The sequence below is a fragment of the Segatella copri genome (genome assembly GCF_009495355.1).
GTDB lineage: Bacteria > Bacteroidota > Bacteroidia > Bacteroidales > Bacteroidaceae > Prevotella.
Genome location: NZ_VZAD01000018.1, coordinates 1 through 23,495, shown reverse-complemented (window position 1 = coordinate 23,495; position 23,495 = coordinate 1). Strand labels below are relative to the sequence as shown.

27 protein-coding genes, 1 tRNA gene and 3 pseudogenes are annotated in these 23,495 nt (G+C 44.8%); 14 read left to right on the top strand and 17 right to left on the bottom strand.

Annotated features, from left to right (window positions below):
* Window positions 1-75: 75 nt before the first annotated feature.
* The gene (locus F7D20_RS01755) at window positions 76-768 is read left to right on the top strand and encodes a phosphatidylserine decarboxylase family protein (protein WP_022252810.1); all 693 of its coding nucleotides are present in this window, start codon (window positions 76-78) and stop codon (window positions 766-768) included.
* On the top strand, window positions 769-1,590 hold the full coding sequence (pssA, locus tag F7D20_RS01750) for a CDP-diacylglycerol--serine O-phosphatidyltransferase (RefSeq protein ID WP_158462571.1): 822 nt from the start codon (window positions 769-771) through the stop codon (window positions 1,588-1,590).
* Window positions 1,591-1,645: 55 nt separating this feature from the next.
* On the opposite strand, the gene pyrH is transcribed toward pssA, so the two are convergent.
* The 3 genes from pyrH to F7D20_RS01735 form a co-directional block, all read right to left on the bottom strand.
* Window positions 1,646-2,356 (bottom strand): UMP kinase, encoded by a 711-nt coding sequence (pyrH, locus tag F7D20_RS01745; protein ID WP_158462569.1) that lies wholly within the window; start codon window positions 2,354-2,356, stop codon window positions 1,646-1,648.
* 68 nt (window positions 2,357-2,424) lie between these two features.
* On the bottom strand, window positions 2,425-3,156 hold the full coding sequence (locus F7D20_RS01740; protein WP_158462567.1) for a biotin--[acetyl-CoA-carboxylase] ligase: 732 nt from the start codon (window positions 3,154-3,156) through the stop codon (window positions 2,425-2,427).
* 95 nt (window positions 3,157-3,251) lie between these two features.
* Complete coding sequence (locus tag F7D20_RS01735) at window positions 3,252-3,629, bottom strand: YraN family protein (protein ID WP_158462565.1); 378 nt, start codon at window positions 3,627-3,629, stop codon at window positions 3,252-3,254.
* A gap of 149 nt (window positions 3,630-3,778) precedes the next feature.
* On the opposite strand from F7D20_RS01735, the gene F7D20_RS01730 reads away from it, so the two are divergent.
* Window positions 3,779-4,225: a nucleoside deaminase gene (locus F7D20_RS01730; protein ID WP_022252805.1), complete on the top strand. Its 447-nt coding sequence runs from the start codon at window positions 3,779-3,781 to the stop codon at window positions 4,223-4,225.
* A gap of 6 nt (window positions 4,226-4,231) precedes the next feature.
* Here the strand turns inward: F7D20_RS01730 and F7D20_RS01725 are convergent, their stop codons facing one another.
* Complete coding sequence (locus tag F7D20_RS01725) at window positions 4,232-5,083, bottom strand: hypothetical protein (protein WP_022252804.1); 852 nt, start codon at window positions 5,081-5,083, stop codon at window positions 4,232-4,234.
* Between the two features lie 2 nt (window positions 5,084-5,085).
* Entirely contained in the window at window positions 5,086-5,838 is a 753-nt protein-coding gene (rsmI, locus tag F7D20_RS01720; RefSeq protein WP_158462563.1) for a 16S rRNA (cytidine(1402)-2'-O)-methyltransferase, read from the bottom strand.
* A gap of 95 nt (window positions 5,839-5,933) precedes the next feature.
* Between rsmI and F7D20_RS01715 the strand changes: the two genes are divergently transcribed.
* The 4 genes from F7D20_RS01715 to F7D20_RS01700 all read left to right on the top strand — a co-directional run bounded on the left by F7D20_RS01715 (window position 5,934) and on the right by F7D20_RS01700 (window position 9,093).
* Entirely contained in the window at window positions 5,934-6,545 is a 612-nt protein-coding gene (locus F7D20_RS01715) for a thymidine kinase (protein WP_158462561.1), read from the top strand.
* Window positions 6,546-6,593: 48 nt separating this feature from the next.
* Window positions 6,594-7,730: an AI-2E family transporter gene (locus F7D20_RS01710; protein ID WP_158462559.1), complete on the top strand. Its 1,137-nt coding sequence runs from the start codon at window positions 6,594-6,596 to the stop codon at window positions 7,728-7,730.
* 80 nt (window positions 7,731-7,810) lie between these two features.
* A tRNA-Lys gene (locus F7D20_RS01705) sits at window positions 7,811-7,883 on the top strand.
* Between the two features lie 484 nt (window positions 7,884-8,367).
* Complete coding sequence (locus F7D20_RS01700) at window positions 8,368-9,093, top strand: DUF4595 domain-containing protein (protein ID WP_158462557.1); 726 nt, start codon at window positions 8,368-8,370, stop codon at window positions 9,091-9,093.
* A gap of 127 nt (window positions 9,094-9,220) precedes the next feature.
* Here F7D20_RS01700 and F7D20_RS01695 read toward each other — a convergent pair whose 3' ends face one another.
* Together F7D20_RS01695 and F7D20_RS01690 are read right to left on the bottom strand one after the other, a co-directional pair.
* A complete protein-coding gene (locus F7D20_RS01695; protein ID WP_228114074.1) occupies window positions 9,221-10,024 on the bottom strand; it encodes an ATP-binding protein in 804 nt (267 codons plus the stop codon).
* A 656-nt stretch (window positions 10,025-10,680) separates the two neighbouring features.
* The gene (locus tag F7D20_RS01690; protein WP_158462555.1) at window positions 10,681-10,872 is read right to left on the bottom strand and encodes a hypothetical protein; all 192 of its coding nucleotides are present in this window, start codon (window positions 10,870-10,872) and stop codon (window positions 10,681-10,683) included.
* Window positions 10,873-11,314: 442 nt separating this feature from the next.
* Between F7D20_RS01690 and F7D20_RS01685 the strand changes: the two genes are divergently transcribed.
* Genes F7D20_RS01685 through F7D20_RS01670 form a run of 4 tightly spaced genes read left to right on the top strand, consistent with a single transcriptional unit; the run spans window position 11,315 to window position 13,505 of the window.
* Window positions 11,315-11,530, top strand: coding sequence for a hypothetical protein (locus F7D20_RS01685; RefSeq protein WP_158462553.1), 216 nt, complete (start codon window positions 11,315-11,317; stop codon window positions 11,528-11,530).
* A 12-nt stretch (window positions 11,531-11,542) separates the two neighbouring features.
* Window positions 11,543-11,782, top strand: coding sequence for a DUF6926 domain-containing protein (locus F7D20_RS01680; protein ID WP_068856519.1), 240 nt, complete (start codon window positions 11,543-11,545; stop codon window positions 11,780-11,782).
* 23 nt (window positions 11,783-11,805) lie between these two features.
* On the top strand, window positions 11,806-12,231 hold the full coding sequence (locus F7D20_RS01675; protein WP_004312216.1) for a PcfK-like family protein: 426 nt from the start codon (window positions 11,806-11,808) through the stop codon (window positions 12,229-12,231).
* Window positions 12,228-13,505, top strand: a complete 1,278-nt coding sequence (locus F7D20_RS01670; protein WP_158462551.1) for a PcfJ domain-containing protein — start codon at window positions 12,228-12,230, stop codon at window positions 13,503-13,505. The genes F7D20_RS01675 and F7D20_RS01670 overlap by 4 nt, the downstream gene beginning before the upstream one ends.
* Before the next feature lie 318 nt (window positions 13,506-13,823).
* Here F7D20_RS01670 and F7D20_RS01665 read toward each other — a convergent pair whose 3' ends face one another.
* The 5 genes from F7D20_RS01665 to F7D20_RS01650 form a co-directional block, all read right to left on the bottom strand.
* Window positions 13,824-14,321, bottom strand: coding sequence for a DUF3408 domain-containing protein (locus F7D20_RS01665; protein ID WP_228114073.1), 498 nt, complete (start codon window positions 14,319-14,321; stop codon window positions 13,824-13,826).
* An 82-nt stretch (window positions 14,322-14,403) separates the two neighbouring features.
* On the bottom strand, window positions 14,404-14,571 hold the full coding sequence (locus F7D20_RS12880; RefSeq protein WP_005823744.1) for a hypothetical protein: 168 nt from the start codon (window positions 14,569-14,571) through the stop codon (window positions 14,404-14,406).
* 19 nt (window positions 14,572-14,590) lie between these two features.
* The gene (locus tag F7D20_RS01660; RefSeq protein WP_228114072.1) at window positions 14,591-15,235 is read right to left on the bottom strand and encodes a hypothetical protein; all 645 of its coding nucleotides are present in this window, start codon (window positions 15,233-15,235) and stop codon (window positions 14,591-14,593) included.
* 21 nt (window positions 15,236-15,256) lie between these two features.
* Window positions 15,257-15,703, bottom strand: a complete 447-nt coding sequence (locus F7D20_RS01655) for a DUF3408 domain-containing protein (RefSeq protein WP_120489994.1) — start codon at window positions 15,701-15,703, stop codon at window positions 15,257-15,259.
* 4 nt (window positions 15,704-15,707) lie between these two features.
* Window positions 15,708-16,466 carry a ParA family protein gene (locus tag F7D20_RS01650; RefSeq protein WP_032856280.1) on the bottom strand — a complete coding sequence of 253 codons (759 nt, stop codon included), beginning with the start codon at window positions 16,464-16,466 and terminating at the stop codon, window positions 15,708-15,710.
* Between the two features lie 744 nt (window positions 16,467-17,210).
* Here F7D20_RS01650 and mobA point away from each other — a divergent pair.
* The 3 genes and pseudogenes from mobA to F7D20_RS01635 all read left to right on the top strand — a co-directional run.
* Window positions 17,211-17,630 (top strand): conjugal transfer protein MobA, encoded by a 420-nt coding sequence (mobA, locus tag F7D20_RS01645; RefSeq protein ID WP_158462549.1) that lies wholly within the window; start codon window positions 17,211-17,213, stop codon window positions 17,628-17,630.
* Window positions 17,615-18,868 (top strand): annotated as a pseudogene (mobB, locus tag F7D20_RS01640) (conjugal transfer protein MobB). The gene mobA and the pseudogene mobB overlap by 16 nt, the downstream one beginning before the upstream one ends.
* 37 nt (window positions 18,869-18,905) lie before the next feature.
* Window positions 18,906-19,088 (top strand): annotated as a pseudogene (locus tag F7D20_RS01635) (YWFCY domain-containing protein); the annotation flags it as partial.
* A gap of 48 nt (window positions 19,089-19,136) precedes the next feature.
* Here F7D20_RS01635 and F7D20_RS01630 read toward each other — a convergent pair.
* The 5 genes and pseudogenes from F7D20_RS01630 to F7D20_RS12875 form a co-directional block, all read right to left on the bottom strand.
* Window positions 19,137-19,763: an endonuclease/exonuclease/phosphatase family protein gene (locus F7D20_RS01630; RefSeq protein ID WP_153128636.1), complete on the bottom strand. Its 627-nt coding sequence runs from the start codon at window positions 19,761-19,763 to the stop codon at window positions 19,137-19,139.
* A gap of 100 nt (window positions 19,764-19,863) precedes the next feature.
* Window positions 19,864-20,547 carry a DUF2589 domain-containing protein gene (locus F7D20_RS01625; RefSeq protein ID WP_118422901.1) on the bottom strand — a complete coding sequence of 228 codons (684 nt, stop codon included), beginning with the start codon at window positions 20,545-20,547 and terminating at the stop codon, window positions 19,864-19,866.
* 21 nt (window positions 20,548-20,568) lie between these two features.
* Complete coding sequence (locus tag F7D20_RS01620; RefSeq protein ID WP_153128637.1) at window positions 20,569-21,066, bottom strand: DUF2589 domain-containing protein; 498 nt, start codon at window positions 21,064-21,066, stop codon at window positions 20,569-20,571.
* A 227-nt stretch (window positions 21,067-21,293) separates the two neighbouring features.
* Window positions 21,294-22,973: a fimbrillin family protein gene (locus tag F7D20_RS01615; RefSeq protein WP_158462547.1), complete on the bottom strand. Its 1,680-nt coding sequence runs from the start codon at window positions 22,971-22,973 to the stop codon at window positions 21,294-21,296.
* A gap of 63 nt (window positions 22,974-23,036) precedes the next feature.
* Window positions 23,037-23,495 (bottom strand): annotated as a pseudogene (locus F7D20_RS12875) (fimbrillin family protein); the annotation flags it as partial.

Below are 23,495 nucleotides of genomic sequence, written 5' to 3'. Positions count from 1 at the left end.
AAAGAAAAAGGAGAAAAATTTGCAAAAACGACAAAAATGGTGTACCTTTGCAGCATAAAAACTCAATCCTACCTTATGGGACAAAGAATAAAGAAACTAAAGAAAATTAGATTACACCGTGAAGGTACAGACCAACTCGTGTATGGGATGATAGCAATAGTAGCAATCGCCGCAATCTTATGGAGCACCATTGACAACAAGATTCCTTTCTGGATTTTCGTAGTAGTCTTTGGTACGGTATATGGTATCGTACTCAACTTCTACAGATGTCCAATAAGATACTTGAATATCGAAGACACCGACAACTTGGTGGTGGCACCGGCAGATGGCAAGATCGTAGTTATTGAAGAGGTGGACAATGCGCCCTACTTCAACGACCGCCGACTGATGATTTCCATCTTCATGAGTCTTTGGAACGTACACGCCAACTGGTTCCCCGTTGACGGAAAGGTGAAATTCGTGAAGCACGTAGACGGCAACTACCACAAAGCCTGGTTGCCAAAGGCAAGCGAGGAGAACGAGCATGCCGACACAATGATTACCACACCCAAGGGGGTGGATGTGTTGTGCCGACAGATTGCTGGTGCCGTAGCACGCCGTATCGTAACCTATGCCAAGGAGGGCGAGGAGTGCTATATTGATGAGCACCTGGGATTCATCAAGTTGGGCTCACGTGTGGATGTATACTTGCCTTTGGGCTCTGAGGTATGCGTAAAGATGGGACAATCAACTACTGGTGATCAGACAATCATCGCAAAACTGAAATAAATGAGTATTAAGAAACATATTCCAAACACGATAACTTGCTGCAACCTGATTTCGGGCTGCATCGCGACATCGTTTGCCTTTGGCGGTTCACCAAAGCTGGCTTTATTGTGGATTATCATTGGTGCCATGTTCGATTTCTTCGACGGCATGAGCGCCCGACTGCTGCATGTATCATCGCCTATCGGCAAGGAGCTGGATAGCTTGGCGGATGACGTGACGTTTGGTGTGGCACCAGCCACCATCGTCTTCTCACAACTCTTCGTGATGAACTACCCTAGCTTCCTAGAGCCATTGCGAGAATACTTGCCATACGCCGCTTTCATCATTGCGGCATTCTCGGCATTGAGATTGGCGAAGTTCAACTTGGACGAACGCCAGACCACTTCCTTCATTGGTGTTCCGACACCAGCCAATGCCCTCTTCTGGGGGTCGCTGATTGTCTTCGACCCATTCTGGCTCAGTGGTTATACTTGGTCTATATGGGTAGTATTGGCACTTATCCTCGTCACCAGCTATCTCTTGGTATGCGAGATGCCGCTCTTCGCATTGAAGTTTAAGCAATGGACATACAAGGGAAATGAAATCAAATGGTGGTTCGCCGCCTTTGCCTTGGCAGTGATAGTAGTTTCTATCATTGAGGACGGTTTGATGGGATTCCTCGAGGGATGGTGGATTGTCATCGTGGCATATGTGCTCACCTCTGTCATCAAGTACTTGGTGGAGAACAAAAAGGGGACATCCCTAAAGAGAAATGAAAAAGCAGACACTACGACGTGGTTACACATTGATATTAAATACTTCAAAAGGCGTATCAACAAGTGATACGCCTTTTTATTGTTTACAATCTTCTATAGGGAAGATGAATAGAGGAAAATGATTAGTTGTGAACGAGCGTTCCAATCTCCTCGCCTTCCATCACTTTCTTCAGATTACCCACTACATCCATATTGAACACGTAGATAGGGAGATTGTTCTCCTTGCACATAGTGGTGGCGGTGAGATCCATCACCTTCAAGCCCTTTGTGTAGATTTCGTCGTAGGTAATCTCACTAAACTTCGTGGCAGTTGGGTCTTTCTCCGGATCGGCGGTATAGATGCCGTCTACTCGGGTTCCCTTGAGCATCACGTCGGCCTCGATCTCGATGCCACGCAATGAAGAACCAGTATCTGTGGTGAAATATGGACTGCCGGTACCTGCAGAGAAGATACAGATATAGCCAGCCTCCATTGCCTCGATGGCTTTCCACTTGCTATAGAACTCGCCAATTGGCTCCATACGAATGGCTGTAAGCACTTTGTTCTTTACGCCAATAGCGCCTAAGGCACTACTCAGAGCCAAGGAATTGATGACGGTAGCGCACATTCCCATCTGGTCGCCCTTTACACGGTCGAAACCCTTCTGACTTCCGCTGAGTCCTCTGAATATGTTGCCTCCGCCTATCACGATACCAATCTGTACACCCATCTCGTGCACTTCCTTGATTTGGCGTGCATAGTCGCTCAATCGTTCCGGGTCGATGCCATAGCTCTGGCTTCCCATCAAACTTTCTCCACTCAACTTCAGGAGAATTCTCTTAAATTTTGCCATATTCGTTGAATATTTTAATTAATAATGTTTTCTTTTTTTGTGTGGACAGAAATAATCTCTTGCCCTGCTTACAACTTGATCTTGATTTCGCCAAAAGAATAGGAGCGGATGTGGCCTTGCTTATCGTGCAGAATGAGATGTCCATCATCCTCTACCTCTACGATGGCACCCTCGAACTCACCATCCTTGTCCTCATACCAATGATAACCCTTACGGCGATAAAGCGACTGATGGTAAATACCGGAAACATCCATATAGTCAGCACGACGCAGAAATTCGTAATAACCGGCAAAGGCATCCAAGATCTTCTGCAACAATTCTTCGCGGTCTACATCATGTCCCAAAATCTGACGCAGCGACACAGGATTGGGAGCATCACTCACAAACTCTTCTTGGTTCACATTGAGTCCTATGCCAAAGACGCATCGCTTGATGCCCTGCGAACATATCGAAGTCTCTATCAGCGTTCCACTTATCTTTTTGTCATACCAGTATACGTCGTTGGGCCATTTCAAGGTAATGCCCTCGGTATAGGTATCAAGAACATCTTTCAAGGCTATGGCTCCTGCCATAGACAAAAGAAACTGACGGGTTACCGGCACCCACACCGGACGCACCAAGATACTGAAGAGGAGGTTCTTTCCGCGTTCACTCTCCCATGCATGTGTGCCTTGACCGCGACCAGCAGTCTGGTAGTCGGCTACAGCGACCACCATCTCCTCTTCATCTGAAGGAGAATAGTTCTTCAAATATGTATTGGTAGAGTCTGTCTCCTCTAACTTGATTATCTTTGTATTCATTATAATAATATGTATATATAAGTTTCAAAAATCACTCAGTTCAGCCAGCAACAGGGAAGCCCCCTGTCAAAAAGGAACTGACTGTTCACCCACTGCTATAAGACCAGTAATGGATTGAAGGCATCAACCAGATGGTCGATGCGCTCTATCTTAGAGGGAGAGCCCACAATAGAGATGATGTCGAAACGCAACTCCTGTGCTACTGCATGTCCCTTGACATAAGCATTGGCTGCCACGGCAAGATTACGCATTTTACGTATATCAACAGCCTCTTCGGGAGCCCTCATATCATCAGAGGCACGAGTCTTCACCTCTACGACCACCATGGTGCAAGCATCCTCCGAAAGAGCTACGATATCCAGGTCGCGCTTGCCGAAATGCCAGTCACGATCCAATATCGCATAGCCCTTCGACTCTAAGTATCGCGAAGCCTCAGCCTCGCCCCACTTCCCCAAATCGTTATGTTCCGCCATGCTGTCCTAACTTCTTCACCGCCTTTTGTGCCTGCGGCTATCTTGTGCAAAAATAACACTTTTATCTCTAAACTCAAACTTTTTCATCCATATTTTCTTTTCACTCTCATTTTTTTATAGTACTTTTGTACCAAAGCAATAAAGATACAATGAACGAGACAGAAAAGAAAGACGAAGAGTTTATGCGGAAAGCGCTGGCAGAGGCCCAGGCTGCATTCGACGAGGACGAGATACCTGTGGGAGCCGTCATCGTATGTCAGGGAAGAATCATATCAAGAGCTCACAACCTGACGGAGATGCTGCACGATGTTACCGCCCATGCAGAGATGCAGGCCATCACAGCTGGTGCCAATATGTTGGGAGGAAAATATCTGAAAGACTGTACACTCTATGTCACCGTAGAGCCATGCACCATGTGTGCCGGAGCCATAGGATGGGCACAGATAAGCAGGGTGGTTTATGGAGCAGGCGACGAGAAGAGGGGATATACAAAATATGCGCCCGAAGCACTGCATCCTAAGACTACAGTCACTTCGGGCGTATTGGAAGATGAGTGCCGGGCACTCATGATAAACTTCTTTGAGCGTAAAAGATAGACCGGATTACTTGACGAGTACTACCAAATACTTGCTGGTGCTCCAGAATATCTGTGGATTGGTGATGCGCAAAACATACTGCTTGCTGGCATCATGAGTAAGCGAATAGCTGCTTGCAGGATGTGCTGTGAGCAACTTGGCAGACTTGGAATAGAGCTTGATCTCTGTAGTGTTGCGAATATCAACCTTGGTAAAATAGTTCTTATTGAAGTTGCCATTCATCACCTTGCCACCTTCCAGGATATGCTGACCCTTAAGTTCCTTCTTGGTACCAAAAACATACCATGCAGTATTGAGTTGCTTATCTTGAGCGTTGATGGTCTCTGCCTTCTGCTGATTGTCGGCAGAAAGATTACTTACATTAGTATTCAAGTTGCCAATAGTTTCATCGAGTTCTGAGATATGGATATCTTTTTTGTCCAACTCCTCACGCAAAGCCAGCAACTGCTTGTCTTTTTCTTCCAACTGAGCAGTGAGGTTATCGATGGTCTTCTTGAGTTGTCCACCCTTCAAGGTACTGCTTTCCAACTGTTTCTGCAACTTGGCAATCAGCTCTCTGTTCTGCTTCATGCGCTCGGCAATAAACTGGATGTTTTCCTTGAGATTCTGTTTTTTGCTTGTACCCTCGCCATTCTTCAACAAGGCGACACGATTTTCTGCCTCATTAATCAAGCGGAATCCTTCTTCGATGTCATTCAGCGTGCCCATCATTTCATTGATTTCACTGTCTTTCTGAGCGATGACATCGTTCAGCGAGTCTGTCTGTTGAACACTCGCCAGTCCGGGAGCATTCTTGCCGTCCTTACAACCTGTCATCAACAAGGCTGCGCAGCAAACCATAAAAAATAACTTTTTCATAATTATTCTCCTTTATCACTTTGTTTATAATGCTTTTTCTTTTCCTCGCGCTTGCGCTCTTTCATTTCCTCCTTCAGCTGCTTGGGATCCTTGCCTGCCAAGACAATGACAAACTCGCCACGCGGCTCCGTCTCCATGAAATGAGAGATGACTTCCGACAAAGTGCCACGTACACTCTCCTCGTGAAGCTTGGAAATCTCACGACAACAACTCACCTGGCGGTCTTCACCGAAAACCTCAGCAAACTGCTGCAAGGTCTTCACCACACGGTAAGGCGACTCATAGAATATCATCGTGCGAGTCTCGTCCTTGAGTGACTCCATATAGGTTTGGCGTCCTTTCTTCTGTGGCAGGAAGCCCTCGAAACAGAAACGGTCACAGGGCAGTCCTGACGACACGATAGCAGGGATGCAAGCTGTGGCTCCCGGTAAAGTCTGCACGGTGACGCCTGCCTGAGCAGCCTCACGGGCCAGATAGAAACCAGGGTCGCTGATACCTGGCGTACCAGCATCGCTGATGAGTGCGATGGTCTCGCCTGCTTTCAACCGGTCGACTATGGCAGCCGTTGTTCCATGTTCATTAAACTTATGATGCGCCATCAAGCGATTGCGGATATCGAAATGCTTCAGCAGGACACTCGATGTACGAGTGTCCTCCGCAAGCACCAAATCAGCTTCTTTCAGAACTCTGATGGCTCGCATTGTCATGTCCTCCATATTACCTACTGGAGTCGGTACTATATATAATGTGCCCATACAGCGTACAAATGTAGTTAATAAATCTTTCTTAGCAAAAAAAAAAGGATTTTCTTTGCAATTTTTAAAACCTTATTGTTAATTTTGTCACCGAAATGACAGAATACCTAATTGGGGAGACACACCGCCCCGGAAGAATTGAAGTGGTGTGCGGGTCGATGTTCTCTGGAAAAACAGAGGAACTCATCCGTAGAATGAAGCGAGCTAAGTTCGCCAAGCAGAAGGTTGAGATCTTCAAGCCTTCGCTCGACACACGCTATTCGGAAGAAGATGTAGTGAGCCACGACAAGAATACAATCAGGTCGACTCCTATTGATTCTTCTGGAGCCATCCTCCTGTTGGCTTCCGACATCGACGTAGTGGGTATCGACGAGGCGCAGTTTTTCGACGATGGACTGGTTGAGGTTTGTAATCAACTGGCAAATAATGGTGTACGAGTCATCGTGGCAGGACTCGACATGGACTACAAGGGAATTCCCTTCGGACCCATACCTGCCCTGTGCGCCATTGCCGACGAAGTGACAAAGGTGCACGCCATCTGTGTCAAGTGCGGCGCATTGGCTTATGTGAGCCACCGACTTATCCACAACGACAAGCGTGTGCTGCTTGGAGAGAAAGACGAATATGAACCTCTCTGCAGGGAATGCTACCAAAGAAGTATCGACATAGAGATGAAGGCTGAAGCAGCTGAGAATCTCAAACTATAATTTACTCAACTTTCGCAAATAGGGAAGTAAAAGAATTCAAATATCACTATGGCCAAGGAAATTACATTCGACAAGTTCGTACGTTGGGCTGGTATTATCATCCTGATATTAGGAATACTCTACGTCACTAATTATCTGAGCAGTGTACTGTTGCCATTCTTCATTGCATGGTTCTTTGCATACCTGCTCTACCCCGTCGTGCTGTTTATAGAAAACAAAATGCATGTTCGCATCAGAGCCTTGTCCATCATCATCGCCATGCTGACCATGATAGCCGTCATTGGTGGTGTGATATGGCTCATCATTCCTCCGATGATAGACCAGTTTGACAAACTGGGAGATGTGCTGACAAAATGGCTCCATCAAACGACACATACCAATAACCTCACGGCATTGATCAAGGAATGGATGCAAAACAACCAGGACCAGATAGAGCGGTTCTTGAGAAGCAAGGATTTCTCGGATACCATGAAGTCAACCATGCCCAAGCTGTTTGCCGTAGTGGGACAGACTGCCAACGTACTGCTGAGCATCATCGCCTCGATGATTACCTTATTATACATGTTCTTCATCCTGCTCGATTATGAAACACTTACAGCCAACTGGGTGCGTATCTTCCCTAAGAAGAACCGTCCATTCTGGCAGGCGCTGATGAACGATGTGAAAAGGGAACTCAACAACTACATACGCGGTCAGGGTATGGTGGCGCTTTGCATGGGTATCATGTTCTGTATAGGTTTCACCATCATCGGTTTCCCGATGGCCATCGGATTGGGTATACTGATAGGTATTCTCGACCTTGTACCCTATCTGCATACCTTTGCCCTAATTCCTACAGCTTTCCTCGCTATGCTGAAAGCTGCCGATACAGGACAGAGTTTCTGGTTAGTCTTCGGTCTTGCATTCCTGGTGTTCTGCGTGGTTCAGGTGATTACCGATATGGTGGTTACACCTAAGATTATGGGTAAAGCGATGGGACTGAATCCAGCCATATTGTTGCTCAGTCTTTCGGTATGGGGCGCTCTGTTGGGCTTCTTAGGTCTTATCGTTGCCCTGCCGCTGACCACTCTTCTCATCGCTTACTGGCAGAGGTATGTGACAAGAGAAAAGCCTCATTATCTTGGCAAAGAACCACAAGATACGGAAAAAGCAATAGCAGAAAGTTCCGAAAATAAAGAAAAATAGCAAAAAATAAGATAAATATTTGGTAAATTCAAAAAAACATCGTACCTTTGCACTCGCTTTCGTACAGAAGGTTGGAGATTGACTCGCTAGCTCAGCTGGTAGAGCACAACACTTTTAATGTTGGGGTCATGGGTTCGAGCCCCATGCGAGTCACTTGAATAATTAAGCAGTTATCTAGTTTAGATAACTGCTTTTTGTTTATGACACTTAGCCAACAGGGAGTACCCTATCAGGGGTTGCACCAACAAATCTCAATATACATTAGAAGAAAAACAGACAATTCCTTGGTCAATCAAACAATTATTGCTAAATTTGCACCAATTCTACAAGGAGTAGAAGTACATATTTAGAATGAGCGTTTGACGTTATCTCGACATAGAATCTGGACAATTCGATGCAAAATGAGATGGCAGTTCAAGGTGCTCATGCTTTCATGTTGCATATATATACCCATATATATAACACATGGAGCATGGGCTATTGTCTGTTATACTATTTTGCAAGCAGTCCAGAGCTTTATGTCAGTAAACACCAATAGTCCCCATGCTCCTTTCTTTATGTGTTAAACAATTTACCTAGCAACAAACGCCTATTGGGGACGTTGGCATATTTATTAATTATCTTAATTTTACAAATCATGAAACAGTTCAGATTATTAGGAATGGGGTTATTAGCCTTAGCAATGTCTATCGGTTTCGTTGCTTGTAGCAGCGACGATGACAGCAATGGTAGTAGCGGAAACAAATCCAAGAAATTGGCTCAAATCACCTTCAGTGGAGATGGTAAAGAAAATGTCTATCTATTCTCATATGACAGCAATGGCAAATTAAAATTGTACAATGATGGCTATGATACCTATACATTCAATTGGTCAAATGATATAGTTACGATTACCGACACTGAGGGAAAAACAGAAACTTGCTACCTATTGAATAACCTTATTAGAAATTCAACTGTTTACAAGACAAAATTTACATATAATGATAACAATAAGCTAAAAGAAGTCAGAGCACAAATGGCAAACTATTTAAATTATTATACCATATCCCTCAAATGGGATGGAGACAAAATAACAGAATGTGGATATAGCTATAGCTATAGCGGTAAAACTTGTAAAGGATTCAACCCTGTAATTTTTGTATCAGACATATTCTATGGGAATGAGTGGCTCATCGCTTGTCCAGAACTTCTTGGAGTAAAAAGCAATCAACTTCCAGATGGTTTAAATGATGAAGAAGCTAAGATTACATATACATTTGACTCTGATGGATACGTTACAGAATTTACCATTCAATTCTATAAAAATGGAGTACCATCAACTAATGAATGGGAAACTTGGAAATATAAGCTAACTTGGAAATAATACATTCTCATAATATATGAAATTACAGAGGGTGCGTCATAAGTCTGTGACGCACCCTCTTTTTATTTATGGTATCCACGAAATAATTTCTTAGGTATTGGGGATGCCAAGCACGTCCCCAATCTCTCTATTCAGTAAATGAAAGATCAAGCAAGAAGTCGTAGATACTGACGATTTGTATGCCGTTTTCATCACTCCAAGGTTTAGTGTGTTCACCAACAACAATCAGTTTATGGAAAGAATCATCGACCAATTTGAGTGAACGTTTTTCTTGCTCCATCTTTTCTGCATCCGGCATCTTGTATGCAGATTGGATGTAGATTCGTTTACTGCCCTTATTGCAGACAAAATCAACTTCAAGAGTGATGCGTTGTTGCTGCCCTTCTGTATTTCTTACCCTGTTGAAAATATTTCCGACATCAACAAGCCATCCACGCATACGCATTTCATTATAAATGACGTTTTCCATAATATGAGTCACCTCATTTTGCCGGAATGACAGAATAGCGTTGCGTAAGCCGACATCTTGATAATAATACTTAGACAATGATCCAATATATTTGCGCCCTTTAATATCATAACGTTCGGACTTCTCTATAAGAAAAGCATCCTGCATATATCCCATGTACAAAGCAACTGTCTTATCAGCAATGTTTTGTACCTTGGCTACAGATTTGAATGTATCAGCAATTTTTCTGGCACTGACTGGTGCACCAATACTTGATGCAATAGTTTTGGAAAGTTCTTCAAATTCCTGTTTCAAGTCAATACCGTTGCGCTCATAAATATCGCGTAGATAAACTGTGCGATAAAGATGAAGTAAGAAATCCGTTTTCTTGTCATCACCAACTTGTGATAAAAGTTGCGGTAAACCTCCATACATTCTATATTCCGCCCATCCTTTTTCCACTGAACCATCATAAACAGACATATATTCCTTGAAAGAAAGTACGTATTTTTTATAAGTGATTGAGAATGAGATAAGTTTTTATCTCATAAAAAGAAGAGGTTACGAATTAGAAATAAACAGAATGTAGCATCCTGCTGTGATTTGCATAACCATCCAAAGAACTCTTTCGGTTGCAAAGGTACGATATTTAATCGGGGATAAAGAATGTTTTAAGATTTTTTATCCTCGATTTTTTGCTTGGATAAATCTGTTTTTATTAACCATATTCTTCTCTATTCTTTGCTATTGCCATTTCAATCCATTCAAACATATGTGGTAAGGGTTCCTGTTTTGAATGGTCTATTTCGTTTGCATATACCCATCCTTTCGTGTGTTTTGTATAAAAGTCAGCCGTCGTCGAAGAAAGACAGTCCTCGTACCTCAGACTAACTTCCTCCGACTATGGCACGGCAAAAAAAATCCTTGGCGGTATGCCTTGAAATACTTCAAGACTATACTGCCAAGGACTTTTCTTTGTTTGCCGTGCTGACAACGGCTGATTTTTATAGCCACAACTCGCAGTTCCATTTTTTATCGCACAATCCAAACGACATGAAACAGTGGCACGCCACCCTTTCATGTCTCAGTAGTACGGCATGAGGAAAAGTGTTTCTTTTTGTCGGTTGCAGGCTAACCGATCAAAAGAAACACCATTCCTTGATTTGCCGTACCATTTTGTTTGCATACTCCACCGCAAGAAAGAAGTCATTGATGTAAACCTCAACGACCACTTTCATGCTTGACTGCACAGCCTTGGAGAAAACCCGATGCAAGAAGCATGGACAAGCCATTCTCTTCTTTCGTCGGAATTTCTCTGATGGATGTGCCATTTTTGTATGCGATTTCCATTTTTCAAGACGTTTGTAAGACGAAGTTGTATCCATTTCTCAGAAATGAGTATGCGATAATCGTGCAGTCCAAAAACTTCCGTGAAGTTTCTATTTTCATTTGCCGCTCTGATTTTCTTTCCTCCACATGGTCTTTCCTTTTGGCATCAACCGTTATCGTGCAGGTGCAAAGGTATGGCAGCGGGCTTTGGAAATAAAAGGTCGAGCCTTCGGTTTTCGAAAAAATCTCCACACCGTTGGGTAGTATTTTTCCGAAAAACCTTGTATTTCCAGCCTCGCCGCCCTTGAAAGGCACCTGAAACGAAACGACCGATGCGACAGGAAGACGCAAAAAAAATGTCGGAAAAGGGAGCGACAAAAAGGTGAAGAAACGAGAACTTCCCTTCAGTTCCTGGAACCGCAAATAAATTTAATTCAAGGCTATATGCCAACAAACATCAACATAACACAGACTTGGTGGAGATTACTCTCCGCAGTCGGCTCAACCCTCATCACTTTGGTGGCTTGGTTGGGATATATGGCTCTCTGCATGGTCGGTGAAGTCATATTGGGAATTGTGAAGTTCATCTTCGGCATCATCATTTCCATTCTTTCTATGGTGGTACTGATTGGAACATTCATTTGGTTATTAACACTTTAAAGTACAAGCGATATGAACAGAAGCATTGAAGCGATACCTACATGGGCACTCTGCTACATCATCAATGGCGATGCAAGCGGACTGACTGACGAGGAAATCCGTATGGTGGACGAAGCCATGCGCAAGAACAATATTGAGATAGTAAGTCCAAGATACAACGAGGACATGTGCACAGAACCTTACTTCAGCCGTTATCCGTTTTTCGGACTGCCTACAGAAGTTGAGGACTGCGACATCATCTATCATGAGTAACAACCCCTTTAACAACATCAGATATGAACACTACAGAATATTTCAAGAGAACCATACAAGCCTATTTGGAGGAGCGAGCAATGGAGGACGAACTCTTTGCAGCCAAGTATGACAACCCCGACAAGAACATAGACGATTGCGTCACCTATATCCTTAATTGGGTACAGAAGAGCGGTTGCAACGGCTTTTGCGATGACGAGATATATGGGCAAGCCATCCACTACTACGAGGAGAAGGACATCGAGGTAGGAAAACCATTGAACTGCCAAGTGTCTGTTAACCATCACATTGAACTCACAGAGGAGGAGAAGGCACAAGCAAGACAGGAAGCCATCCGCCAATATCAGCAAGAGCAGATGAACAAGATGCGTAACAGAGATACCGCCAAGCGCACCTCACAGAGAACGGAAACAGAAGTACACCAACCATCATTATTCGACACGTTATGAAACCAAGAACGAAATATCAGAAGCAAGTCGTAACCTCAAACAAGGGGTTACGACCTATCAAGGGAGCGCAAATGCAATGGGCATTCCGTGAGTGTCTTGACCACTATGCCTTTCAGTTGAAGCACGGACTGACCACCTGCATGGACTGCGGACACACTTGGACTACGGACGAGGATGCGGACAGATGTGTCTGCCCGAAGTGTAAGGCAAAGTTGGAAGTGCAGCGCACCAAGCGACAGAAGGCAATGTCTTCTACCTATTTCAGCGTACTCACCGAGCGTAAGGGACTGCAACTTATGCGAGCATATCAGATGAAAGCCTATTACCGCAAGGGACAAAAGGCAGACATCTATTGTTGGGAGGTGGCACGCTATTGGATGAACGAGAAAGGCAAGGTGGAGGTTATGGCACGCAAGCGCACAATGGGTATCTATATGGACACGTTCTGCTACGACTCCGACATTGAACTGCGCAGGGACAACACCACCTATCAGCATATTGCTTCATTTCCGGTCTGCCCCGATATGAAAGTTATTCCTCAGATATGGCGCAACGGCTTTGACGGAGCGTTTCACGGCATCGAACCGCTTACATTGTTCAAGGCGATGCTGACAGACCACCGCATCGAAACAATGATGAAGCAATATCGTTACGGACACGTCCGCCACTTCATAGACCACCCACGGCACTTGGAAACTTGTTGGAATGCCTACAAGATAGCCAACCGCAACCATTACCTTATTACAGACATCGGCAAATGGGCGGACTACATCTGTATGTTGGTAGAAATGGGCAAGGACATCAGAAGTCCACATTACATTTGTCCCGACGACCTTGAAGCCGAGCACGACAGAATATCCGAGAAAATCAGAGCAAAGAAAGAAAAGGAGCGCACCGAGGAGGAGATACGCAAGGCATTGAAGAACGAGGACAAGTTCAAGGAAATGAAGAGCCGTTTCTTCGGTTTGATATTCACGGACGGCAATATCGTGGTGAGAATGCTTGAAAGCGTCAGGGAGCACGTTCTTGAGGGCAAGGCGATGCATCATTGCGTAGGCAGCGGTACAAACTATTCACTCAATCCCGACTGCATCATCTTCTCTGCAAGAATAGCCGAACAAAGGGTTGAGACCGTGGAGTTTTCTCTCGAACAGATGAAAGTCGTACAATGCCACGGACTACAGAACAAGGACACCGAGCACCATGCCGACATCATCAACTTAGTGAACAGCAATGCAAGACTTATAGAGCAGCGTATGGTTGCAACAACATAACACCACATTATTATAATTTAGGCGGAGCGATGAAAATTCGTTCCGCCACTTTCTTCATGAGCCGAGGAGCGGAAAGAAAGTGGCAAAGAACCGTTTTTTCCTTATCTGCGATGCTTGCAGAATAACAAAGGACAGCCCAAATCAAAAGGACTGTCCTTTATTCATAAATCGTTTTTTTCTGTTCCTTGGGAGATAGTCCCATCTGGCGATTGACACTTTTGCTTACTAATGCGGCATGATGCCGTCCTATGGATTCAGTGGCAAGCTGAGATTTTAGCCGTAGTCTTTCTTTTTCATTAGCGTACTCTTAATTTATTGTCAGAGGCGATACGATTTGAGACATTCATCGAATGCAGCCTTGATTTCGGCTGCATAGGCATTGAAGTGTTCGTTGATGATGTTATCCACATAACTTGCAATGGAAATCTTTCCCTTGCCTACGATACTGACAAATTTAGTCACACGCTCATGAATGTCCTCGCTGATGCCAACATGTCTGCCATATCTTGCGGTAAAACCTGCATTTGCCATGAACTTACCGACATACTGCTCAGCACGCTCTTTCTCCATTCTGTCGATTGGCTCAAATTCTCCCACATCATAATTCTCATATGCTGCATCTTCATCAAAACACTCCTCCTTGTCGGAAATAGTTGACGATGTACGGTCTTGAAATGTCTCTTCAAGACAAGCGTCAATCTGTTTACCAACTTCCTCCATTGTCTCTTCATAATTTCTCATGAAAGCCTCATACAACTCCTTGGCATCTGTCGAAGTGAGTTGTCCTTTACCACAGTTTTTTGTTTTGTCTGCCATAATCATTTTTTTAATTGTTATACAAATTCTCTGCTATTGAAATACTTGTTGACTATTGAAAATCCAACCTCAACAGTTTTTGTCAGATACCTGACATATGCAATTCCATCAACGCATCTATTTTGCGTTTAATAATCTTTGAGCGTTCTGCGATTTCAGCTTGTAGCTTTTCGCTGTCCATTTCCGAGAATATTTTGCCCACATGCGCAAATCTATCCTTTGTTGCATTGTTCTCTTCTGTTCTTTCCATAATTCTCCTTATTAAATTGTTATACAAAGTCGAGGATATTGAAGTCCTCTATACTGTCTGACACCTTAAACTCTTTCTTTGGCTTGGAAATCTCTACAATCTTGTGAGTTTGCAAGTAGAAGGTGACGTAATCATGGATGTTCTTCTTGCACTCCTCGCTGTTCTCCATGAATTTCTCATAGAATTGGTTGCCATCCATCTCATGGAAAACCTTGCCTGCATGTCTTTTCTCCTTGTCCGTTGCTTTCGGTGCCTTGATGGTATTCACAGCTGCGTCAATTTCCTCAAAACTTGACCCTTTGGCTTGTGGCACATCGGAATCTTTCTTATTGTCAGAATATTTCACACCAATATCTTCTATGCGAACATTCGTAAACACGTCATCAAGCTGTTCGTCAGAAATCCGTGCCGTACTCTTTGGAGAATCGTCAAATGTCACGTCATTATCCGATACGGATATGGATTCTGTTTGTTTTTGTTCCGTTTCTTCTTTCTTCCGCAGTTGGGACACTTTGAAAAGACTTTTGCCTACAAGTGCCATCGGGTCGATAAGCGGTTTTTTCTCCTTTTCCTTGTCGTTCGCAACTTCAAGAAGCAACTTGTTGTAAAAATAGATAGTCCAAACATTGAATGCAGCCAAGACTATCAAGAATATAGTTTCCATTGTCATGCTTGTTCCTTTTTGTTACACATTCCAATCGTCAATCTCTTTTCTCAGCAAGCCGTTGATTTCTTCCTGGTTCTCTTCAAGATGTCTCTCAAGAATAAGGTCGATGTAACCACCGACTGTCAACTCATGCTTTGCGAGCACACTGACTATTCTTGAAATTCTCCTGTGTATCTCACGGCTGATATAAACGCATTGACGAGTCTTTATCTCGTTTCGTTTGAAGAATGCCGAATCGTAACTTTCCGAAGAAGCCTTGGGAGGCTTGCGTGAAATTGGCGACTTATCGGTCTGCGAGCATTGGGACTTCCAGCCAACCTCTTCTTTCTCTTCGGTATCTTTCACTTGGGATTGGGAAGCTCCGTCAAGAATGGATGCCGTTGTCGTGCCAATCTTGCTCTTGCCAATAGAGGCAATGAGCAGATTTTCATCTATTGCGTCAGTGTTGATTTTTCTGCTTACCATAGGCTCATGTCTTTATGATTTCACAAATCTCGTCGGACAACTCCTTGATGCCACTCCCTCGCAACAGGTTTGGGTCTGATGGAAAGATGGTGGAACGGAACACTGCCTTTCTGTTCTCCGACAGCTCTCTTCTGAAACGTTTGCTGTCTGGCAGTCGTGTGTTGAGAACCGAATAGTCGAGAGACTTGAACATACCTTCATATACATCATACAAACTCGTTCGTTCTCGTTTGTCAACCATTGTCCAAAAGAAAGCAAGTTTCTTGGTGACCGACCAACCCTGTGTCAAAAAGTTGTCGTGGAACAACTGCATGAAGCTCATTGCGCTTTCTACAACAAAGCGGTCTGCGCTGACGGGTACAAAGATGTAATCCATCTGAGACAAGGTCTTCATGACGCCCTCACTTTTGATAGTCCCAGGCATGTCAAAGAAGATGAAGTCAAGTTTAACCTCTGTTTCATTCAACACTGTCTCTGCGTCGTCAAGCGCATTGACAGCATTGCTTCTCGTTACGCTGAAGGACTTCTTGCCCAGCTTTTTGAAATGCTCACAGGCTTGCGCCTTGAAATAGTCGCTGCTTTTGATGAGTTCCAGTTCCTCGTCTCGCAGGTCTGCAAGGTTGTATTGTGGCTCGTCACAGTCTATGACCGCCACATTGTAACCCTTGACATTGTGAAAGTAGTTGGCTACAAGAGCCGTGATGGTGGACTTTCCTATTCCGCCTTTCTGTGTTGCGAACGCAACAAATCTTGTCTTACTCATATCGTTAACTTTTTAAATTGTTGATTACTCGTTTCTATGATTTCCTGCCAATTCAAAGATATGAACACTTTGATGTCCATGTCTATCGGTCATTGCTCCATTATGGAGACCTTGAACTGTTGCAATGCTTCATCATTTCCATACGACAGTACGACAGTGAATCAGTAAGTCTGTACGTCAGTGGAGCATCATGGATGCAAAGAGACGCTGCAATAGTGACAGGCTTATTCGTTGCTGCAAATGCTTGTTTCATCATATTTTCAAATCATTGGTTCAATGTTTCGGCTGCAAAATAACAACGAAATTTCCAAAAAACAATGGTTTTCAAATCCTGTGGCAGCATGTTGCCGATAGTTGCAGTGGTTGTCTGGGGTAGCATCGTACAGGGCGTATTTTTAGCCGTAATTTTGCACCCGGAAGGCAAAGCAATGGATAGCGCATCCATATCGTTCCGACAAGAACAAGGCTTGATGCTCCGCAAAGGACAAGATTTCCCGAACAGCTTCCATTCGGGATGGGACAGCTTCTTACGAAGGCTAACTTCAATCCACCCTAAGCGGATTTTTATGTCCTCAAAGACATAGCAAGGTATGTTTTGAGTTACTCAAAACCGTTCGGGTTACTCCCTCCCGACCTTGCCCTGCCAGGTTGGTAGCCTCTCCGAAGTCGGGCTCCCCATGTTCCAATCTGCCGATATGTTGTATGGTTCCATCATAGCTATATGCACCACTTAATCCATTTTATATGAACACAGAAAGAAAACGAGGGGGACGAATCCCCAAACAGAATCCGAAGTCGCACCATGTGATGCTTCGGTTCGATGATGACGAGTGGATGAAATTCCTCGTCATGTATGAGCAGACTGACGTGAAGGCGAAGGCTGTTTTTGCCAAGGCACGCATCTTCGGCGAGCCGTTCAAGGTGTTGCGTAAAGACAAGACTTTGGTGGAATACTACACCAAGCTTTCTTCTTTTCACTCGCAGTACCGAATGATTGGCAACAACTACAACCAGGTTGTCAAGGAACTCCGTTGTCATTTCTCAGAGAAAAAGGCGATGGCTTTGCTCTATAAGCTGGAGAACTGCACCAGGGAACTGGTCTCTCTTACCCGTGAGATAGTTGAACTAAACCGTAAGTTTGAGGAAAGATGGTCGCAAAGATAAGTTTCGGAAGTTCATTGTATGGTGCACTGGCATACAATGGTGAGAAGATTAACAAGGAAGAGGGAAAGTTGTTGGCTACAAACAAGATCTTCGATGATTGTTCGGGAAAAACAAGCATCACCAACGCCTTGCGTGATTTCCAGCGATACATTTCTCCGCATATAAGAACAGAAAAGCCTGTCGTGCATATCTCCCTGAATCCGCATCCTGATGATGTGCTGACGGATATGGAGATGGAGAATATCGCACGGGAATACTTGGAGCGCATGGGATATGGCAACCAGCCATACATGGTTTACAAGCATGAGGACATCGACCGTCATCACATGCACATCGTGACCATCCGGGTGGATGAGAACGGCAAATGCTTGGACAGTTGATATAATTACCACAGGAGCAAGGCTATCACCCGTGACTTGGAGGAGAAGTACAATCTCCACAAGGCGGACCGCAAGCAACGCCAGGCAGACAATCCACTTCGTAAGGTGGATGTAAGCCAAGGCAATGTGAAGAAGCAGGTTGCCAACACCGTGAAATCACTCTGTACTACCTACAGGTTCAAGTCCTTAGGCGAATACCGTGCACTTCTTTCCTTATATAATATATCCTTGGAGGAGGTCAGAGGCGAAGTTGGCGGTCGTGAGTATCATGGTTTTGTCTATTCTGCCACGGACGGACATGGCAATAAGGTTGGAAATCCTTTCAAGGCTTCCAAGATTGACAAATCTGTCGGTGTGGAGGCAATAGAAAAACGGTTCGCTTATTCTACCAAGAAGTTTAAGGAGGAAAAGAAACTATCCGAGATGACCCGTCATAGCGTGGAAGCTGTCTTGAAGCAGACGTACCATAAGGATAAGTTCGTTGAGTTGCTGAAAGCAAAGGGCATTGATGTTGTTTTCCGCCATACAGCTGACGGCCGTATCTACGGAGCAACATTCATTGACCACCGCACTCAAAGCGTTTTCAATGGTTCAAGGCTTGGAGCGAATCTTTCTGCCAATGCCATACAGGAGCACTTCACCTTACCTTACGAGAATGAGCAGCCAATACCGCTTACCATCCCGAAGGAAGATGGCACAATGCCGGAACAGGAATATCATGGTTCTGGCTTGTTCGATGAGTATGGCAGCGGTCTTGGGTTCATGGCTGGAGGAGGTCATTCAAATGAGGCACAGGAGGTTGCATTTGATATAGAACTACGCAGAAAGAAAAAGAAGCGAAAAGGGCGAAACCTTTAATCGTATTATCAAGGTATAACTTCAAAACTGAAAAACAATGGCACAAGAAGATGATTTGAAAGCATTGGGAAAAATTATGGATTTTCTCCGTGCCGTGAGTATCATACTCGCAATTATGAATGTGTATTGGTATTGCTATGAGGCAATGCACATGTGGGGAGTGACAATCGGGGTTGTTGACAGAATCCTTATCAACTTCAACCGTACAGGTGGAAAATATTTTATATCGCAGTGACACTGTTTGTTTATGAAAAATATAATTGGTTAACTAAATCTCCAATATCACAGGATAGTGATCCCCACCCTTCATATGATATCTTCGTACAGATGTTTTTAGCTGTAATCTGCTATCGATAAGGAAATAATCTAATTCTCGACCTGAAATATGTGTTGGCATACCACAACAGGCAAAATAAGCACTATTTCCCGGCCTACTTCTGGTACCTGTGGTCATTATTCTTAAATTATCTGATAATTCGCTTGGCGTTGAATTCATATCTCCGCCAATGATGAAAGGAGATACTGCATGGCGTACTAAATCTCTTATATCTCCTACAGCACCAGACCCAGATTCGCAATGAAGGGTATAAATGTTACATCCATTATAATTTAAACAAATTGCGGATCGGCCTGTTCCTGATATCAGATAATGTATTGATGCTACAAAATTCAAATCCGCAATGATACAAGTATTACATCTCTGATTATAAGCGCCTGCATGTCCTACCACAACATAGTGGTATCTACCACTATGTTGTGCAGGCAGTATGAATTGACCACATTCTTGTATCATAACAACATTACATTGTTCTATTGTTAATAGATGATTCAATATATTTAATTTAATAGCATCATTAAGAGGATTTCCTTGGGAATTCCATGTACAAATTTTCATATGGCTATTTTTAGATGTTTGATGCATTTATTATGTTTTCATAATAATTGTTATCAAATTTGAACGGGACTTTATCCATCCCGTTCTATATGTTTATACTCTATTTACTGCTTTCTGTATTTATAGGCTCGATACATGATGCCATTATATCCATCAGTTTAGACAGACCTTCGGTCTGCGGCTGCTGGCTGGCAGAAACATGTATCTGGTATTTTGCCGTTTGGTTGGTCATGCGGGTGTTCTCGCGGGCGGTTGTGACTTTGCCGCTGATTTCCGCATTTATAAACCAATGTTTTGCAGAAGCTTTTGTCTCTACTTCTGCGTTGGTAGTGCTTTTTACGTTTGATGTATCGGTAACCTCCATCTGGAAATCGACATCCACGCGATCTATGAGCAGGGAAGGAATAGGCACCAATCCTATAAACGGAGCCTTGACACTTTGTGACATTGTTGTCATTTTTCCATCCTGCTGTATCGGTCTTTTAATATCGAATTCCAATACACGAGCTGTTTTACCGTCTTCATCAAAAGCAATTTTCTGGTAGAAATTCCATGCTGTCGCTGCCAATTCCTGTTGAGCTTCGGCTGCTGCAATAAGCGGTGCTGCAATCAGTTCCCGCATGGGAAGCCCCTTAAAATTGTCAGTCACATTCGGATCTCCAAGTACAGGGGATGTACCGTTATTTTTAGTCTCTTCCAATGCAGCGGAAATAATCTCTTTCGCTTGCCCGCTTATATTTTCTGCATATTCTTGTTGCCCTTGGTTCTTTATTTCTTCTGCCATAACATTTGAATTTTGAAATTGTTATATGTTTTTTACAAAATCGTCAATGATTCGGGAAATACTCTCCGGAGTCTCCTGAACTTTAAAATTGACGCAAACCTCCATGATATCATCTGTATCTGGTTTTATGTTGCTCATCTGCATCTGGAGATTGGCTCTGTGCGGACTGGATAACAGCAAGTTGTTTTCCGGAATCTGTGATTCCACGCTTCCGACCTTCGCCTTGAACTTTATCTGCACATTATCCATTGCAAGATAATGATGGGATATCAAGGCTATAAGTGGAATATCAATAGTCTTGTCTCCAACCATGATTTTTTTTGATCGGAACGTATTTGCGTTATTTGCATTTGTTCCTTCAAAAAGTCTGGTCAGATTTTGTATCTGATGATTCTGTAATGTATCTTGTGCACAGTTTACGGCGTACTGCAAACCATTCATAATATCAGAGAATGAATTGGTTTGAACACTGTCCGGCTCATCGTCATTATTTTTCTTGCCTCTGTGAAAAAGTCCCATGTTTTTAATTTAAATACTTGATTTGTTGTCTTTAATGAGCACCAATCTTGACAATGTCCGGCTTACAGCTTCCATATTTACACTGGAGACTATATTATTATTGACAATGCCTTGATGCCAAAACCAATATGGTGGATTCTCCGTGTGTTCCATCACGTCCTCCTTTCTTTATTGGGGTTATACTTCGGTTCTTTCCGTTGCGGGCGGAACTTTTTCCGCCCGACGGTTTACTGCTTCCTCAAGGTAGGCAATGCTCCATTAAGTTCGTAACGCCACTCTGAGCCTGCGTTCTGCAAGGCGGTGTTCATGGCATCGACGGCTTTCTGCCAGGTAACGTAAGTGCCGTCCACCTTCGTGGATTCGGGGGCGGTCTTATAGCCTCGTTCCTGATTGTTCTTCCAATAGCAGGCGGTCACGGTGGTGTAGCTATCTCCAAACAAGCCGCCGATATGCACATTGCCGGTGCTGCTACCCGTACTGGTTACGTTGCCCGTGGCATAGCAGGCAAGGACGCGGCTTCCTCCGTTTAATCCCACTACACCGCCGCCAAAGTTATTCTTTTGGGAAGCTATTTCTAAGGTCACGTTGCCTGTGGCATAGCAAGCTGTCATGGTGCCCCATTTTTCTCCTGCCACTCCGCCGACATAGTGCTTTCCCTTCACAGTGGCAGAGGAGCTGCATCCGATGATGGAACCGGCCTTTTGTGAACCCACCACACCGCCGACACAATCTGTGCCGCTGACGCTACCCGACACCGAGCAGTTTTCAATGGTGCCCCAGCTATATCCTACCACGCCGCCAGTACAGCCAAACATGTGATTGCTTGTTATCTGTATGCCTTCCATCACCACGTTCTTCACCATACCAGCTCTATTGAGATAGCCGAACAGACCCACAAATTGGTCATTTGTCGTAACGGTCAACCCCGTGATGGTATGGCCGCCGCCGTCGAAAGTGCCTTTGTATGAGTTATCGAAGCTTGTGCCTATCGGCGTCCAGCCTTTGCCCGTCAGATCAATGTTTTTGTCGAGGGTAATGTTAATGTCGGTCTTACCTCCGTTCACTAATTCGGCTACATTCATCAGGCCGTCGGCGGAGGTAACGGTGTAGCTGCCGTTGCCCTCTATGGTATATCCCGGGTCTTTTGCCGCAGCGAGGGAGACAGTGTAGGTATATTCACCGCCCGCCTGCCAGTCGGTAGCATTCTTCATCTTATAAACGAAGGTCTTGCCGTTAGTGAAGGTGCACGTAATGAAGGTCGTGCCAGCTGCCACACTTTGCGGGGCTACGATGGCGGTGTAGGTGTTGCTGCCCTTGTCATACGGGGTGATTATATCCGGGTTGCCGCCTTCGGTGGAGAGACCCGTCAGCTGCACGCCCATCGACTCCTCGGTATAGTCCGTCAGAACGATGGTCACCCGCGCCGTGCGGTGGGTGAAGCGGAGCGTGGGGCTGCCGTAGGTCACCGTCTGCCCGTCGGCTACGATGAGGTCGCTGCCCTCAAAGTCTTTCCGGGCACTTTGGTTGGCTTTTACCTTCACCGCAGGCGGGGATGTCTCACCAGCGGTGTAGGGCCACCACGCCGTGACGGTGATGTCTTTGTGGTTGGTCCAGTAGTGCGGGTCGGTGGAGGTCAGCGTGGCGCTGGTGTTGTCGACGGTGGAGGGCGTCACGTCGTATGCCTTCACCGTGCCGTCCATCAGGACTGCCACGCTCTGCACACCCTTCCAATTGCCATCCGCGGGGGCACGGGTGCCGATGGTGGCTGTCGCGGCGGGATTCAGTCCCGTGGCGGTGAAGACGATGGGTGTGCCTTCCGCCCCTTCTGGTAGGAAGCCCGCTTCGTCCTGTGTGCAGGCGCCCAATAAGAGGGCGAGCGCTGCAAGTGCAAAAAATCTTATCCTCATAATATCTGTTATTTTATTACTCTGGTTCTTTCCGTTGCGGGCGTAACTTTTCCCCCCGACGGTTTACTGCTTCCTCAAGGTGGGCAATGCTCCTTTAAGTTCGTAACGCCACTCTGAGCCTTTGTCCTGCAAGGCGGTGTTCATGGCATCAACGGCTTTCTGCCAGGTAACGACAGTGCCGTCCACCTTCGTGGCTCCGGTGCTTTCCCTATTGTAGCCGATGCCTTGTTCATGATTGTTCTTCCAATAGCAGGCGGTCATCACGTTGGCGTAGTTATTTCCCAAAAAACCGCCGATATGCATATAGCCAGTGCTACTACCCGTACTGGTTACGTTGCCCGTGGCATAGCAGGCAAGGAGGCTGCTTCCTGCGTTCATTCCCACCAGACTGCCGCCAGCGATATTCTTATTGGGGGCCATTTCTATGATCACGTTGCCCGTGGCATAGCAAGCGGTCAGGGTGGCACTCGAATTCGTCTGACCTGCCACGCCGCCGACATCGACCATTCCCTTCACTGTGGC

Coding starts and splice junctions, on each gene's coding strand:
- F7D20_RS01755 (WP_022252810.1), top strand. CDS start 76: ATGGGACAAAGAATAAAGAAACTAAAGAAAATTAGATTACACCGTGAA.
- pssA (WP_158462571.1), top strand. CDS start 769: ATGAGTATTAAGAAACATATTCCAAACACGATAACTTGCTGCAACCTG.
- pyrH (WP_158462569.1), bottom strand. CDS start 2,356: ATGGCAAAATTTAAGAGAATTCTCCTGAAGTTGAGTGGAGAAAGTTTG.
- F7D20_RS01740 (WP_158462567.1), bottom strand. CDS start 3,156: ATGAATACAAAGATAATCAAGTTAGAGGAGACAGACTCTACCAATACA.
- F7D20_RS01735 (WP_158462565.1), bottom strand. CDS start 3,629: ATGGCGGAACATAACGATTTGGGGAAGTGGGGCGAGGCTGAGGCTTCG.
- F7D20_RS01730 (WP_022252805.1), top strand. CDS start 3,779: ATGAACGAGACAGAAAAGAAAGACGAAGAGTTTATGCGGAAAGCGCTG.
- F7D20_RS01725 (WP_022252804.1), bottom strand. CDS start 5,083: ATGAAAAAGTTATTTTTTATGGTTTGCTGCGCAGCCTTGTTGATGACA.
- rsmI (WP_158462563.1), bottom strand. CDS start 5,838: ATGGGCACATTATATATAGTACCGACTCCAGTAGGTAATATGGAGGAC.
- F7D20_RS01715 (WP_158462561.1), top strand. CDS start 5,934: ATGACAGAATACCTAATTGGGGAGACACACCGCCCCGGAAGAATTGAA.
- F7D20_RS01710 (WP_158462559.1), top strand. CDS start 6,594: ATGGCCAAGGAAATTACATTCGACAAGTTCGTACGTTGGGCTGGTATT.
- F7D20_RS01700 (WP_158462557.1), top strand. CDS start 8,368: ATGAAACAGTTCAGATTATTAGGAATGGGGTTATTAGCCTTAGCAATG.
- F7D20_RS01695 (WP_228114074.1), bottom strand. CDS start 10,024: ATGTCTGTTTATGATGGTTCAGTGGAAAAAGGATGGGCGGAATATAGA.
- F7D20_RS01690 (WP_158462555.1), bottom strand. CDS start 10,872: ATGGCACATCCATCAGAGAAATTCCGACGAAAGAAGAGAATGGCTTGT.
- F7D20_RS01685 (WP_158462553.1), top strand. CDS start 11,315: ATGCCAACAAACATCAACATAACACAGACTTGGTGGAGATTACTCTCC.
- F7D20_RS01680 (WP_068856519.1), top strand. CDS start 11,543: ATGAACAGAAGCATTGAAGCGATACCTACATGGGCACTCTGCTACATC.
- F7D20_RS01675 (WP_004312216.1), top strand. CDS start 11,806: ATGAACACTACAGAATATTTCAAGAGAACCATACAAGCCTATTTGGAG.
- F7D20_RS01670 (WP_158462551.1), top strand. CDS start 12,228: ATGAAACCAAGAACGAAATATCAGAAGCAAGTCGTAACCTCAAACAAG.
- F7D20_RS01665 (WP_228114073.1), bottom strand. CDS start 14,321: ATGGCAGACAAAACAAAAAACTGTGGTAAAGGACAACTCACTTCGACA.
- F7D20_RS12880 (WP_005823744.1), bottom strand. CDS start 14,571: ATGGAAAGAACAGAAGAGAACAATGCAACAAAGGATAGATTTGCGCAT.
- F7D20_RS01660 (WP_228114072.1), bottom strand. CDS start 15,235: ATGGAAACTATATTCTTGATAGTCTTGGCTGCATTCAATGTTTGGACT.
- F7D20_RS01655 (WP_120489994.1), bottom strand. CDS start 15,703: ATGGTAAGCAGAAAAATCAACACTGACGCAATAGATGAAAATCTGCTC.
- F7D20_RS01650 (WP_032856280.1), bottom strand. CDS start 16,466: ATGAGTAAGACAAGATTTGTTGCGTTCGCAACACAGAAAGGCGGAATA.
- mobA (WP_158462549.1), top strand. CDS start 17,211: ATGAACACAGAAAGAAAACGAGGGGGACGAATCCCCAAACAGAATCCG.
- F7D20_RS01630 (WP_153128636.1), bottom strand. CDS start 19,763: ATGAAAATTTGTACATGGAATTCCCAAGGAAATCCTCTTAATGATGCT.
- F7D20_RS01625 (WP_118422901.1), bottom strand. CDS start 20,547: ATGGCAGAAGAAATAAAGAACCAAGGGCAACAAGAATATGCAGAAAAT.
- F7D20_RS01620 (WP_153128637.1), bottom strand. CDS start 21,066: ATGGGACTTTTTCACAGAGGCAAGAAAAATAATGACGATGAGCCGGAC.
- F7D20_RS01615 (WP_158462547.1), bottom strand. CDS start 22,973: ATGAGGATAAGATTTTTTGCACTTGCAGCGCTCGCCCTCTTATTGGGC.